Source organism: Shewanella metallivivens (assembly GCF_028750675.1).
Classification (GTDB): Bacteria; Pseudomonadota; Gammaproteobacteria; order Enterobacterales; family Shewanellaceae; genus Shewanella; species Shewanella metallivivens.
In genome coordinates, this window is record NZ_JAQQPZ010000013.1 from 1,044,441 (window position 1) to 1,057,947 (window position 13,507).

Below are 13,507 nucleotides of genomic sequence, written 5' to 3' on the forward strand. Positions count from 1 at the left end.
CACCGTCAGTCATAATTCAGTTTTTATTCAGTGGATCTTAAGTTTTTTAGGTGAATATCAACGCCAGTCGAGTTTAACGCGAGTGGTTATTGTGAAATTATTAACCGAAACATGGTCACGCATTACCCCACAAAACATCAGCTATGAAACGATGACGGCCATTATTGCTGTGTATTTTGGCCTAGTATTAAACTTTCCCGTTATTCGAAAAATTTACCAACTGTCGACTGAAGGTCATGTGTTGTTTTCGCTCACGCCAGCGATTTTGCTGAGTGGTTGCTTTATGGTGATTTTCAGTATATTTGCCTTTCGCTTTGTTTATAAGCCAGCAATGATAGTGTTTATACTGTCTTCGTCTGCGGCGATGTATGCCATGCTTCAGTACAATGTCATGTTTGATTACAGCATGATCGAAAATATCTTCGAGACCAACTCCGGCGAAGCGATTTCATATTTAAGCTTCAACTCAGTGGGCTATGTGTTGGTATTTGGGATCTTGCCGTCTATTTGGGTATACCGCACGAATATTGTTCAGCAGGCATCATTAACCAAAGCTGTATTTCGCCGGTTGGGGTTTGTTGTCCTTGGATTAGCTGTTATTGGGGTGATGGTGTTGTTTTTTTACAAAGATTACGCCTCTGTAGGACGCAATAATCAATACCTGAATAAGATGATTATTCCTGCGCACATTTACAACACAGCTAAGTATATTAATCAGCGTTTTTTTAGTGAGAAGTTGACGTTTAACCCTATAGGCCAAGATGCGCAGTTAGTGCCAGTTGCCAATGGCAAGCCTACCTTAATGGTATTGGTGGTTGGCGAAACGGCGCGAGCGCAAAACATGGCTTATAACGGTTATCAGCGTAATACCAACCCATACACCCAAGACTTAAGCATTATTGCATTGCAAAATGTGTCGTCGTGCGGCACGGCAACGGCGCACTCTCTGCCGTGTATGTTTTCTAACTTGACTCACAATAGCTACAACCGCGAAGCCGCAGAGGCGCAAAATAATGTGCTTGATGTCATTAAAGCGGCAGGCGTTGAAGTGACCTGGTTTGACAATGACGGTGGCGATAAAGCGGTGGGTGCACGGATTAACACCATTGACATATCACCTAATGAAAACAACCCATTGTGTGATGGTTTAAGTTGTTATGACGAAATTTTAGTTGAAAAGCTCACGCAAAAATTACAACAAGATGCTCAGACAAGTGCTGCGTCGGGTAAAGGGTTAACTAACCAATTTATTGCGTTACATACCATTGGCAGCCATGGGCCAACTTACTGGCAACGATACCCCGCAGACAAAGCTTCATTTACCCCTGAGTGTAGCCGCAGTGATATTGAAAATTGCAGTGACCAAGAAATCATCAACGTATACGACAATACCATTGCCTATACCGACTTTGTGTTAGCTAAAACCATTAAGGTGCTTGAGCAATACCAAGACAACTATAATGTGGCATTGGTTTACCTGTCTGATCATGGTGAATCGTTAGGTGAAAGTGGCATGTACTTACACGGCACGCCTTACAGTATTGCGCCTAGCCAGCAAACACATGTGCCTTGGTTTATGTGGTTGCCGCAAGAATACACCCAAGCCAAAGGTGTCGACCGTGAATGTATTGCTGATCATGCCCAAACAGCAAGCTACTCACATGACAATTTGTTTCACAGCTTGTTAGGCCTTTATGGCGTTAATACCTCGGTGCGTGATGCTGCATTAGACATCACCAGCAACTGTAAATTAACCTAGGACATCACCATGACATTATCAACCACAGTGAAAAACGTTAACACTAAACCGCCTAAAATAGTGGTTAAACGTCAAGGGCTTATGCGCTTATTGTTTACCTGTAAACATACCTTTAACGGCTTAAAATGGATGTGTCGTAACGAGGCGGCTTTTCAGCAAGAGTTGATGTTATTTGTACCATTGACCCTGTTTGCATGTGTGGCCAATATCACCGCGGTACAATCAGCCATATTGGTGATCGCGTTACTGTTTGTATTGTTTGCCGAACTGGTTAACACTGCTATAGAGGTTGTTGTTGACCGTATTGGCCTAGAGTTTAATACGTTATCAGGCTTGGCTAAGGATATATCATCAGCATTTGTGTTCGTGAGTATGTTGATGGCAGCGATTGTCTGGTGGGCTGTGTTATGGCCGTAAGCACTTGAGCAACAAATGAATACAGAGAAGCATCTGTCGGTTCATCGATAAAGCATTAATAAGATAAGGGCACTCAATGAAAGTGTTGTTGATTGAAGACTCTGAAGCACTGCGACGCGGAATAAGAGTTGGGTTAGATCATTTAGGTTATACCGTAGATGAAACCGGAGATGGTTCAGAGGGGTTGAGCATGGCGCTCACCAATCAATATGACTTTATTATTTTGGATTTAATGCTGCCTAATGTTGATGGCATTAGCTTACTTAAAAGTATTCGTAAGCTAGGCAATCAAGCTAAGGTGATTATTTTATCGGCCAAGTCCCAGGCAGAAGATCGCGTTAACGGATTATTGTCTGGCGCAGATGACTATTTAACCAAGCCTTTTTCATTTGATGAACTGCAAGCGCGATTGATTACCATGGGGCGCCGCGGCGAGTTAAACCAACAAGCCAATACGATTACGATTGGCAATTTTGTGCTCGACACAAGCAATAAATCTTTGCGGGCCAATGGCCAATATATCGACTTGACTAAAAACGAATTTAAAATCGTCGAATATTTATTTTCTAATCCCAAACAGGTATTAAACCCTGAGCAAATCAGCGAGGCTGTGGTGGGGTCGTTTAATCATATTTCTAAGAATACCATCGAAGCGCATTTATCGTCGGTGCGCAAAAAAGCCAAGGCTGTAGGGGCGATGTTACCGATTAAGAATAAACGTGGTTTTGGCTATTTTGTGGATACGCAAGCATGAAGTCTTTAACCACTAAACTAATGAACACCATGACCTATGTGGTGACAGCCATTTTAATTATCGTGTTTTTGGCAATTGATATTAGCATTGATAATTGGGTTGATGTTGAGTTTGATAATGCGCTTACGGATAAGTCTAACTATCTAAAAACCTTAGTTAAAGTTACGCCGCAAGGGACCGAGTTTGATTTTGCTGGCGAATTTATGCCTGAGTTTGGAACCTCAACTAAAGCCAGCTTTTTCCAGCTATGGCAAGGCGATGCGGTATTTGAACGCTCGGAGTCGTTAAGTCATTTCCCGGGCACCGATTTACTCAAAAAAGACATACCACTTAATAGTGCGGTGTTTGCTGACGTTACCTTACCTGATGGCCGATCAGGCCGTGCTATGGTGGCCCATTTTGAACCCCAGGTACCTAGTTCGATGCGTGAGTTAGTGCCACATTCTGTGGAACCCATGTGGTTAACGGTGGCAATTAGTTCTGAAGACTTAACCCAAATTTTGGTGATTATTGATTCCAGTTTAGCCATTGGTTTGTTGCTGGTGATTGTGTTGATGCGCTGGGCCGTAGTGAAGGTGATATCTCGAGGGTTAGTGCCGTTAAATGAGCTCAATAATGCGTTAAAACATGCCGATGTGACTCAAAAATACATTCCTTTGTCGGCTGGCGCGGAGCGCTATTTGGAAATAGAACCGATTCGGGATGAACTGAATAAATTTGTCAAAATTAGCCAGCAATATTTGCAGACAGAAAAGCGAATTACTGCCGACATTGCCCATGAACTGAAAACGCCAATTAGTGAGCTGATTAATTTAAGTGAGATTTATATTCGTTATCCCAATGATCAGCGTATTGCTGCGAGTTATAAACAAGATGTGCTCAATATTAGTCTGCGGATGAAAACGATAGTGAGTAATTTATTACTGCTGCAGCAGGCATCGTCTGACAACATTCATTTAAATCGACAACCGCTAGACATCACTGAGCAAGTTAATGGCGTCATTGAGGCGTTAACATTTAAATATTCCACCATTGGACAACGCCTCAAGATGGAAAATCAGTTAAGAGGTTGCCATACCTTAGCAGATGAATTTTCGCTAAATCTTATTTTAACCAACTTACTCGATAATGCGCTTTATTACAGCCCGGTGCAGTCTGACATTGTTTTGCGTTTACATCATGACGACAACGGTATCGCCTTGAGTGTAGAAAATCAGTTACTCACAAGCTTAAAAGCTGATGATTTAGAGCGTCTGACTCAGCCTTTGTACCAAGCTGAGCAGTCGCGTACTAACACCGAACGCCATGGTTTAGGGTTAGCCATTGTGGAAAACATCGCCAAGGTTAACGGCTTTATATTTAGTTTTGGGCTGATAGCAGAAGACAGGATCCAATTTAGTTTACATATTCCCCATGCTGAGCCAGAAAACAATATGCCTAAAACGCATGTTAGCGATTAAATCGACAGGAACATAGGTGTAGCGATCAATGTACTGCCTGAGCGTAAGTTGGATTTAAAGAGGTTGACGCATTATTTGAGATGAAAAACACATAATAAGATTGAAATTAACCCAATAAGTTTTGTGTTAACGAACGAAATAAAACTTGTTGGTACTGTTAACGTTTAAGCCCACCTTAAGAATCGCTTGTGAGTCTATCCCAATAATTTTGTTGTTATTTGGGCTGACTTTTTGCGCGAAAAATTTGGCTTAGCACATAAAAGAATAATAAAAATGGAGTGTCAATGATAGCAAGTTTATGTGGTTTTTTTAATAAAAATCAATTACTAAAAAAACAAGCTAGTTCAGCTAATATCGTTAAAGCCCTTTTTGTATTTAGCCTTGTATCACTTATTGTGATGAGCTTAAGCCGAATTGGATTGTCTATCTGGCAAGCCGACCGTGTTAATGATGCTCAAGGGTGGGGTTACATTTTAGGCCAAGGCCTACGCGTAGATATTGCGTCCATTTGCTGGATTTATGGCATTGCAGCATTGGGTACAGTGGTGTTTGCCGGTGAGCATATTGTTGGCCGCGTCTGGTTAGTCATTTTACGTGTGTGGCTCACATTAGGGTTATGGATCCTGGTGTTTTTAGAAGCGTCGACGCCGTCATTTATTGCCGAGTATGGCTTTAGGCCAAACCGTTTATATGTTGAATACCTGATTTACCCCAAAGAAGTCTTGTCGATGTTGTGGGCAGGGCGTAAAGCCGAGCTTATTTTGTCTTCACTTATCACAATCGGTACGTTATCAGGTGGTTGGTGGTTAAGTGGTCGTTTAACGCAAAAGATGACATACCCAACATGGCATTGGCGCCCAGTGTTAGCCATTTTAGTCATCGTTGTGACGTTATTAGGCGCGCGTTCATCTTTAGGGCACCGCCCATTAAACCCATCTTTAGTGGCGTTTTCTAATGACCCACTTGTTAATTCATTGGTGCTTAACTCATCTTTTTCATTAATGTTTGCCATTTCACAAATGAATAACGAAGAAGATGCTTCAAAAGCCTATGGCAAGCTATCTGCCGATAAGATTATTGATATTGTGCGCCGGGAAAGCGGCCGCCCCATGGAGGTGTTTACCTCAACCGAAATACCGACGTTGTCTTTCAATCAAGCCAGCTATAGCGGTAAACCTAAAAATTTAGTGATTATTTTACAAGAGAGTTTAGGGGCGCGTTTTGTCGGCAGCTTAGGCGGGTTACCGCTAACGCCCAATATTGATGAGTTGGCGCAGCAAGGCTGGTTTTTTGAAAACCTCTACGCTACAGGCACGCGCTCTGTGCGGGGTATTGAAGCCATCACCACAGGCTTTACGCCAACGCCTGCACGTGCTGTTGTGAAATTAGGTAAGAGTCAAACAGGCTTTTTTACCATTGCTGATTTGCTCAAGCAGCATGGTTATGAAACTCAATTTATTTATGGTGGCGAAAGTCATTTCGATAATATGCGCAGTTTCTTTTTAGGTAACGGCTTTACCAATATTGTTGACCAAGGAGACTATAAAAACCCTGCATTTATTGCGTCCTGGGGCGTGTCAGATGAAGACTTGCTGTTGAGAGCGGATGAAGAGTTTTCGCGGATGCATAAACAAGGTCAGCCTTTCTTTAGCTTGGTGTTTAGCTCAAGCAATCATGATCCATTTGAGTTTCCTGATAATCGAATCGAGCTGTATGAACAACCGCAATACACCATGCATAACGCAGTAAAATATGCCGATTATGCGGTGGGAGAGTTTTTTAAAAAGGCAAAACAGTCTCAATACTGGCAAGATACTATTTTTTTGCTGGTGGCCGATCACGACAGTCGTGTGAGTGGCTCAGATTTAGTGCCAGTGTCTCGCTTTAGGATCCCTGGGCTTATTTTAGGTGAAGGCATTGACGCTAAACGTGATTCACGGGTGACGAGCCAAATCGATATGGCACCAACCTTGTTGTCGCTTATGGGCATATCTGACCGCTACCCAATGCTAGGTCGCGACTTAACCCAGGTTCCAAGCGATTGGAAGGGGCGGGCGATGATGCAATATGACAAAAACTTTGGTTTGCTAGAGGGTAACCAGGTCACCATTTTACAACCGGAATTACCCGCAGAAAGCTTTACGTATGATTTTGCCAGTGAGCATCTAATCCCAAAAACACTGGATGAAAAGCAAGCTGAAACTGCCCTAGGTTGGGCGTTGTGGGGAAGTTTAGCATATAACAAAATGCTGTTTAAGGGCGGTGAGGGCTCCCCTGTAACAGGCAAAGATGTAAAGAAAGTGTCACGCTAGGATTTGCAGTTGAGACTCAATGTTGGGGGCGGATTGTTGTTGATAAAATTGACCAATTCGTTGACCAAACTGCTGGGCATTGGCGTTTGACATACTGGTGTCTGTATGACGTTGTTTTAGGTCAGTTTGCTCTTTAACTGGCGTTGATTGTGATTTGATTTGAATATCTTTGCGTTGCAAGGCTGGTGTGAGATTGGCGAACACTCGAACCGTTTGCTTTTGTTGTGTTTGTTGGCGTGCAGGTTGCTGCAACAATGCTTTTGGGTCAACAGACTGTTGTGCTAACCCTTGTTGTTGTCGCTGTGATTGGTCTTGTTGTTGTTTTTTTTCGGCAACAACATAAGCGGCAGCACGTTCATTTTGCGGATTAAATGAACGTTCTTCATGGCCTTTAGTGGGTTCTTGCGGTGGAATGATCGGTGGTTTTTGCTGGTTATCCACTCGCGCAAGATCCGTCGCAACATTCGATGTTGCTAGAGGCACTTGCGGATAATGAGTGTTAATGATCATTGCGGGTCGCTACACCATAAAACCATGGCTAAATTATAGCCAATATAGTGCATTAGCTAAAGCATTATTGCTGATATTTTGTCAGCCAAGGCAATAAATTGCGCAAAAATTCATCTGGATGTGAAATAAACGGTGCATGAGAAGCCTTGTTGACGATCACATCGGTAATATTGTTTGCTTGGGGCATTTGTTTAATGATGCGCCGAGGTACTAGCCCATCAAGTTTACCCCAAATTCGCAACCAAGGTTGTTGTAGCTGACTTAACTGGTCGCGCAGGTCAACCTCTTCCAACATCGTTAATCCCTGTGCTAATGCCTGTTTGCTAGGCATAGGTTTGCTCAGCACGAGTTGTTTTATTTGGCTAATATCGGCTTTAGCGTTATCACTGCCCATGGCTTGAATTGCTAAAAAGCGTTCAACTGTGCGCGGCAAGTCGCGATTGAGTTGTGTTGAAAATTGCCTTAATACCGCAGGTAATATCCCAGGCCAAGCAGGTAAAGCATCGTTAGCCTCTCTGGCCATAAAGCATGGCGATGAGGCGAGGGTGACTAATGCTGAGACTGAGTCTGGGAAATCTATCGCCACTTTAGTGGCAAGCAATCCCCCTAAAGACCAGCCTATCCATATGGCATGTTTGGGAAGCTGTTGTGCCAATGCTTGCACCCACTGAGTTATATCACCTTCAATATTAGGGCTTAAGCCAAAACCCGGCAGGTCAACATAATGCACTCTATACTGGTGTAATGCGTTTTTTAATGGACTGAAAACGGCGTTATTGACCCCCCATCCATGCAGTAGGACAATATCTGGCCCTTGGGTACCAACCGTATCGATATGCAGTGCAGGAAAGCTCACATTAATCTCTCTTTTTAATGGAATGAATAGCCTATGTCTGTAACTGTATTTAAACGTAAGATGAGTGGCTTGGTGAAGCACAGTAAATCTGTTTATCAGTTTGCAAGTGTGGCATTGCTCAGCAGTTTACCCAACCGTTGCCAGCTGTGCCAGCACCGAATTGAGCAGCTTGATTATCAACAGTTATTCCCTAACCAGGTGTTGAGTGGTATTTGTCAGGTGTGCTTGGCAGCAAGTTTGTATCAACATGAAGTGTGTTTAGGCTGTGGCTGTGAAATTCCTTTGTTGCAAGCTTATTGCGGAAAATGCTTAAAGCACACGCCGATGTTGGTGGTGGCACCGTGCAGTTATCATCAGGGGTTGGGGCCGTTGATTGCGGCCATTAAATATCAGCAACAATGCGCTCCGCTAAATGCGATTACCCAGCAGCTGGCCACGCGAATATCCCAGTTAATTGAACACAAACTCATTCGTGCACCGCAAGTGTTAGTTCCTGTTCCTTTGCATCCTAATCGCTTGCGTCAGCGCGGGTTTAATCAAGCTTGGTTGATTGCGCATCGGCTAAGCCAGTTATTAGATATTCCATTGGATGACACCAGTTTAACTAGGGTTGTTGATACTGTTCCCCAAGCCGATTTGTCGGGTAAGCAGCGCCGTGAAAACTGTCATAATGCCTTTAAACTGAGCGACAATGTGTCGTATCAGAGAGTAGCCCTAATCGATGATGTGGTCACAACGGGTACCACAGTCGATGAAATAGCGAGGTTATTTAGCCAACAATATATTTATGTGCAAACTTGGTGTTTAGCTCGCGCGGAAGCACCGGGATTATTAGATTAATTCGATTTGAGTAATAACAATAATATTTAACAACTAAAACAATTGATTAGTTATTTGGTTGCGGTGTGCTTTCGATGTTATGGGGCGCTTAGTAATGTAAAAAAACTTTGCACTGGATCATTTTTTCAAGATCAAATCATCCAGAGACTACAAAGCAAATCCAAGTCAGAGTATCATGTATCTAATTCTTACTAAATTACTCAGGTATACCCCGAGGGAGCAGGTTTTCATGATCACCATTTCCGATACAGCTCAGGCCCATTTCGTTAAATTATTGGCCGATCAGCCAGAAGGCACACACATTCGTGTTTTTGTTATCAGCCCAGGCACAGCGCAAGCTGAGTGTGGTGTGTCTTACTGCCCACCAGATGCGGTAGAAGCGGACGATATTGAGTTACCATTTAATGGTTTTAGTGCCATGGTTGATGAAAAAAGCGCACCATTTTTAGATGATGCCAGCATTGATTTCGTGACAGACCAATTAGGTTCACAATTAACCTTAAAAGCACCAAACGCTAAAATGCGTAAAGTGGCCAGTGATGCGCCGTTGGTTGAACGTATTGAATATATTATTCAATCAGAAATTAACCCACAATTAGCCAGCCACGGCGGTAACATTATGTTGGTCGAAATTACCGACGATGGTGTTGCTGTGCTGCAGTTTGGCGGTGGATGTAACGGTTGTTCACAAGTTGATATCACCCTAAAAGATGGTATCGAAAAGCAGTTACTTGATATGTTCCCTGGTGAGTTAACAGGCGTACGTGACGTGACGGATCACCAACATGGTGAGCATTCTTACGCTTAATAGCGTTGAATGTAAGCCAATAAAAACGCGACTTTTGAGTCGCGTTTTTAGTTTAATTAATCGTCTCGGGTGAGCACTTCAAGTAACTCGATTTCAAAAAACAAATCTGAATTAGCCGGAATACGATCGCCAATTTGTCGCTCGCCGTAAGCAAGGTGCGCCGGTACGGATAACTGTCGCTTACCGCCAACATTCATACCGATAATGCCCTGATCCCAGCCTTTAATGACTCGGCCAGTACCAATAACGCATTGAAAGGCATCAGATGCATCAAACTGTGTTCCATCGGCTAGGCATCCACTATAGCGAGTCGTTATCAGTGCGCCTTTTACTGCGGTTTTGCCCGTGCCGACTTCAAGGTCAGTTATAATCAATTCTTGGGTCATTGTTTCCTCTACTATTCTTGAGCCTGTTGGCCTGTAAAAATGTGCGGCTATTTTACCCCAAGATTGGCCGCCAAGAAGCGCTCTATTTCAATAAATGTGGTTAGGCGGTGTTCATTGTTACTGAGATGATGATCGCCATTTTCTAATTCAACGTATTTAACGGATTTATGTAAATCGTTGAGTGTGTCGTACATTGCTTCGCTGTGTCGCGCTCCTACGACTCTGTCTTTAGTGCCGTGTATCAGTAATACTGGTACTTTGATATTGGCAGCCTTACTGATTGGCGAGCGTTGATATAAATCATCATAATCATCACCAATTTGTTTTTTAACAATTTTACTGTTGTCGTATCCGCGTGATGATTTAACTAAATATTCAAGGTCTGTCACACCTGCTACGCTAATGGCACATCGATACAAATCAGGTGTTTTAGCTACCCCCATTAATGCCGCATAGCCACCATAACTGGCGCCTACAATGCACATACGTTTAGGGTCTGTAATACCTTGTTCAATAAGCCAGTGAGCGCCATCTTCAACGTCATTTTGCATTTCAAGGCCCCAGTTTTTTAGCCCTGAGCTCATAAACTGATAACCATACCCAGCAGACCCACGAAAGTTCATTTGCAAGACGGCATAGCCGCGATTTGCGAAAAACTGCGCCCAATAATCAAATGAGGTTGAGTCGTAAGAGATTGGGCCACCATGCGGGAAAATAATGGTTGGGAGGTGTTTGGCTTCTGTGTTTTTGGGTGTGGTTAAAAACGCTTCGATAGCCAAACCATCACGGGCGTTGTAATTCACTTTTTTAGGTTGAGATAAGACCTCTGGCGGCAATTGGCTATAGCGGTAAGCTATTGGGTAAAGCTCTCCTTTGTCCCGGTCGCCATAAAAGTAGGTGCCAGATTCAATGGGGCCTGTGCTATAAACGAGGTAACGACGCTCATCATCGCTGAGTTGATTGATGACATTATGTGACTCTGGCAATACTTGGTTTAATCCATTATTGAGCTTGATGTAGTCTTGATCCCAAAATAAGAATTCACCTTCAATATTGGTATCAATACCGATGACTTTTTGTTTTAAAGTGGAATAAATGAGCTGACCTTCGACATCATAATTCTCGTTTTGATATACCAATTCTTTGGTGAGATCTGGGTCGGTTAAATTCACTTTAAAAATGGCTTTTAAGCCTTGATGATAAGCACTGACGTAAAGGATATTTGGGTCATGGTCAAAGCCCATAGGCCAAATGGCGTTTTCATCTAAGGCTTCAAACTCCCATAATAAGCGCAGGTCGCCATCGGCTTTTTGTTGTTCATAAATACGGTAGCTTGTATCGTCGCGATAAATACCAATTCGTATCTGATTTTGTCTATCGGTTACCCAATCTTCAATGTATTTTTGTGCGTGTTGTTTTATTTTGACTCCACCGCTTTCTAAGCTGACTTTAATCACGCTTTCATATTGTGCTTGTGAACCTAAGCCACTTATTTGCATAAGAATATGCTCAGGGTCTTTATCAAGATAATCTACAATAGACGATTGTATTTGTGGCACAAATAGAAAGCGGGAAAAGGTCCGCTTAGAAAATACACTAGAGGTTTTATTGTCGCTTAAGCTGTATTTCATTAAGCGCGTTTCTGTTGTGGGCACACCACGTCGGGTGGCGGGGTATTTTGCTTTGATTAAGACTATATCGTTGTTTGCCCAGGTGAGCGACAAGATGACAAACTTTTGATTGTCAGTTTGAACGGGAAAAATGTCTTTATTGGTTTTTATGTCACGAATGTTCAATATTTGCCCGTCGAGTGTGTCACTGTGAACTCTAATTAACGACGCGACTTTTGAACCATCAGGCGATAAGGTCACAAAGCGTACATCAGGCAGGTTAGCAAAAGCATCGACAGGCAGGGGATTGGCTAGAGTCATATTTGAGAGTTGCGCAAATATAATGGCGATGAACCATAAAATCCATTTCATTAAAAATCCGTTTTAAAAAAGTAATATAGTCAGTATGTTATATGTATGTATCATCGCCTTCAATGATTATTATGCAGTAGCCAATTTATCTCTAAGCTTATAAACATAGTGCCAGCCTAATGTCACACTGCGGCACAGCATAAAGACTGACATTGCCGCCCACAAGCTGTGATTTCCCCATGCTTGCAATAGGTACCAGCATGGAAAATACACTCCAAAGGTGGCAATAATCATACTGTTACGCATAACCTGACCTTGGGCAGCACCGATATAAACACCGTCAAATAGATAACAGCCAAATGCTAAAATGGGCATGAATATCAGCCAAACAAGATATTGGTTTGCAGCTTGTTGCACGGTTTCTACATTGGTGAGCAATTGGATGATCCCACTACCAGCGCCCCAAAATAACAGGCTAAATAACACGGCAATGGCGGCCGACCAATAAAAGGCAAGTTGCACGCTGTCGTGCAGTAACGATTGGTTTTTTTGTCCAAAAGCGCGGCCTACCTCTGCTTCGGCGTAATAGGCAATGCCGTCGAGGGCATAAGAGATCAACATTAATAAATTAAGTAATACCGCATTAGCCGCAATGATGTTGTCGCCTAATCCTGCGCCATGGAAGGTCATAAAGCTAAATGCGGCTTGCAGGCATAAACTGCGAATAAAAATATCACGATTTAACGACAATAAACGGCCATAACCGCGCAGGGTTAATTGGCTAAAACAATGCTTTAAATTAAAGTCGCCCATTTTAGTCAGTTGGCGGTTAACCATAATTAAAGCAACAGAGAACGCGCAAATATCGGCAATCACTGAGGCTAACGCTGCACCTTGGACATCCCATTTAAAGCCGATCACAAAAACCACATCGAGAATAATATTGGCGCAATTGGCAATGATCAGTTGCCACATGGCAGCTTTAGGCGCTTGGCGCCCTAATAACCAACCAAGTAATACTAGGTTAACTAGGGCAAAAGGTAATGACCAAATACGAATATCGACATATTGTCGGCAGTAAAGTACGACTTGTTCACTGGCATCACTGAGACTTAATGCAAAGTTTACAATAGGAGATTGCAATATAACGCAGGCAAAACCTAGTGTTAATGCTAAGATACAACCTTGTAACAGTAATTGTTGCTGAGTTATTTTATCGTCTGCACCATAGGCTTGGGCTACAAGACCTGTGGTCGACATACGTAAAAAACCAAGTAACCAAATCATTAGGGTAATAATGGTGCTACCAAGCGCTACACCACCAAGGTAATAAGCTTGGCCTAAATGACCTATCACTGCGGTATCAACTAATCCTAAAAGTGGAATAGTGATATTTGACAGTATCATAGGTGTCGCTAATGCCAATAATTGACGATGCTTATGATGATTTAATAGTAAAGCGCTAACTGACATAGGTATGGGT

At 42.8% G+C, this 13,507-nt stretch carries 12 protein-coding genes; 7 read left to right on the forward strand and 5 right to left on the reverse strand.

The window, feature by feature from the left end; all coding sequences use genetic code 11:
• Positions 1–91: 91 nt before the first annotated feature.
• From PQR79_RS17350 to PQR79_RS17370, 5 genes are all read left to right on the forward strand, one after another.
• Positions 92–1,759 (forward strand): phosphoethanolamine transferase, encoded by a 1,668-nt coding sequence (locus PQR79_RS17350; protein ID WP_238104760.1) that lies wholly within the window; start codon positions 92–94, stop codon positions 1,757–1,759.
• A 9-nt stretch (positions 1,760–1,768) separates the two neighbouring features.
• Positions 1,769–2,176, forward strand: a complete 408-nt coding sequence (locus PQR79_RS17355; protein ID WP_238104758.1) for a diacylglycerol kinase — start codon at positions 1,769–1,771, stop codon at positions 2,174–2,176.
• Positions 2,177–2,252: 76 nt separating this feature from the next.
• On the forward strand, positions 2,253–2,930 hold the full coding sequence (locus PQR79_RS17360; RefSeq protein ID WP_238104756.1) for a response regulator transcription factor: 678 nt from the start codon (positions 2,253–2,255) through the stop codon (positions 2,928–2,930).
• Positions 2,927–4,390, forward strand: a complete 1,464-nt coding sequence (locus PQR79_RS17365; RefSeq protein ID WP_238104754.1) for a sensor histidine kinase — start codon at positions 2,927–2,929, stop codon at positions 4,388–4,390. Before PQR79_RS17360 ends, PQR79_RS17365 begins: the two co-directional genes overlap by 4 nt.
• A 284-nt stretch (positions 4,391–4,674) precedes the next feature.
• Positions 4,675–6,702 carry an LTA synthase family protein gene (locus tag PQR79_RS17370; protein ID WP_238104752.1) on the forward strand — a complete coding sequence of 676 codons (2,028 nt, stop codon included), beginning with the start codon at positions 4,675–4,677 and terminating at the stop codon, positions 6,700–6,702.
• On the opposite strand, the gene PQR79_RS17375 is transcribed toward PQR79_RS17370, so the two are convergent.
• Entirely contained in the window at positions 6,694–7,212 is a 519-nt protein-coding gene (locus PQR79_RS17375) for a hypothetical protein (RefSeq protein ID WP_238104750.1), read from the reverse strand. The genes PQR79_RS17370 and PQR79_RS17375 overlap by 9 nt on opposite strands.
• A gap of 64 nt (positions 7,213–7,276) precedes the next feature.
• A complete protein-coding gene (bioH, locus tag PQR79_RS17380) occupies positions 7,277–8,068 on the reverse strand; it encodes a pimeloyl-ACP methyl ester esterase BioH (protein ID WP_238104748.1) in 792 nt (263 codons plus the stop codon).
• A gap of 33 nt (positions 8,069–8,101) precedes the next feature.
• Here bioH and PQR79_RS17385 point away from each other — a divergent pair, with 33 nt between their 5' ends.
• Positions 8,102–8,908, forward strand: a complete 807-nt coding sequence (locus PQR79_RS17385) for a ComF family protein (RefSeq protein ID WP_238104746.1) — start codon at positions 8,102–8,104, stop codon at positions 8,906–8,908.
• Between the two features lie 229 nt (positions 8,909–9,137).
• Positions 9,138–9,716: a Fe-S biogenesis protein NfuA gene (gene nfuA / locus PQR79_RS17390; protein ID WP_238104744.1), complete on the forward strand. Its 579-nt coding sequence runs from the start codon at positions 9,138–9,140 to the stop codon at positions 9,714–9,716.
• 56 nt (positions 9,717–9,772) lie between these two features.
• Here the strand turns inward: nfuA and PQR79_RS17395 are convergent, their stop codons facing one another.
• The 3 genes from PQR79_RS17395 to PQR79_RS17405 all read right to left on the reverse strand — a co-directional run bounded on the left by PQR79_RS17395 (position 9,773) and on the right by PQR79_RS17405 (position 13,497).
• Positions 9,773–10,102, reverse strand: coding sequence for an FKBP-type peptidyl-prolyl cis-trans isomerase (locus tag PQR79_RS17395; protein ID WP_238104742.1), 330 nt, complete (start codon positions 10,100–10,102; stop codon positions 9,773–9,775).
• 47 nt (positions 10,103–10,149) lie between these two features.
• Entirely contained in the window at positions 10,150–12,084 is a 1,935-nt protein-coding gene (locus tag PQR79_RS17400; protein ID WP_274408585.1) for an alpha/beta hydrolase family protein, read from the reverse strand.
• Between the two features lie 69 nt (positions 12,085–12,153).
• Positions 12,154–13,497 carry an MATE family efflux transporter gene (locus PQR79_RS17405; protein WP_238104738.1) on the reverse strand — a complete coding sequence of 448 codons (1,344 nt, stop codon included), beginning with the start codon at positions 13,495–13,497 and terminating at the stop codon, positions 12,154–12,156.
• Positions 13,498–13,507: the final 10 nt, after the last annotated feature.

Excerpts from the sequence above, each read along its gene's own strand:
- PQR79_RS17355 (WP_238104758.1), top strand. The coding sequence starts at position 1,769 with ATGACATTATCAACCACAGTGAAAAACGTTAACACTAAACCGCCTAAA.
- PQR79_RS17405 (WP_238104738.1), bottom strand. The coding sequence starts at position 13,497 with ATGTCAGTTAGCGCTTTACTATTAAATCATCATAAGCATCGTCAATTA.
- PQR79_RS17375 (WP_238104750.1), bottom strand. The coding sequence starts at position 7,212 with ATGATCATTAACACTCATTATCCGCAAGTGCCTCTAGCAACATCGAAT.
- nfuA (WP_238104744.1), top strand. The coding sequence starts at position 9,138 with ATGATCACCATTTCCGATACAGCTCAGGCCCATTTCGTTAAATTATTG.
- PQR79_RS17385 (WP_238104746.1), top strand. The coding sequence starts at position 8,102 with ATGTCTGTAACTGTATTTAAACGTAAGATGAGTGGCTTGGTGAAGCAC.
- PQR79_RS17370 (WP_238104752.1), top strand. The coding sequence starts at position 4,675 with ATGATAGCAAGTTTATGTGGTTTTTTTAATAAAAATCAATTACTAAAA.
- PQR79_RS17365 (WP_238104754.1), top strand. The coding sequence starts at position 2,927 with ATGAAGTCTTTAACCACTAAACTAATGAACACCATGACCTATGTGGTG.
- PQR79_RS17395 (WP_238104742.1), bottom strand. The coding sequence starts at position 10,102 with ATGACCCAAGAATTGATTATAACTGACCTTGAAGTCGGCACGGGCAAA.
- PQR79_RS17360 (WP_238104756.1), top strand. The coding sequence starts at position 2,253 with ATGAAAGTGTTGTTGATTGAAGACTCTGAAGCACTGCGACGCGGAATA.
- PQR79_RS17400 (WP_274408585.1), bottom strand. The coding sequence starts at position 12,084 with ATGAAATGGATTTTATGGTTCATCGCCATTATATTTGCGCAACTCTCA.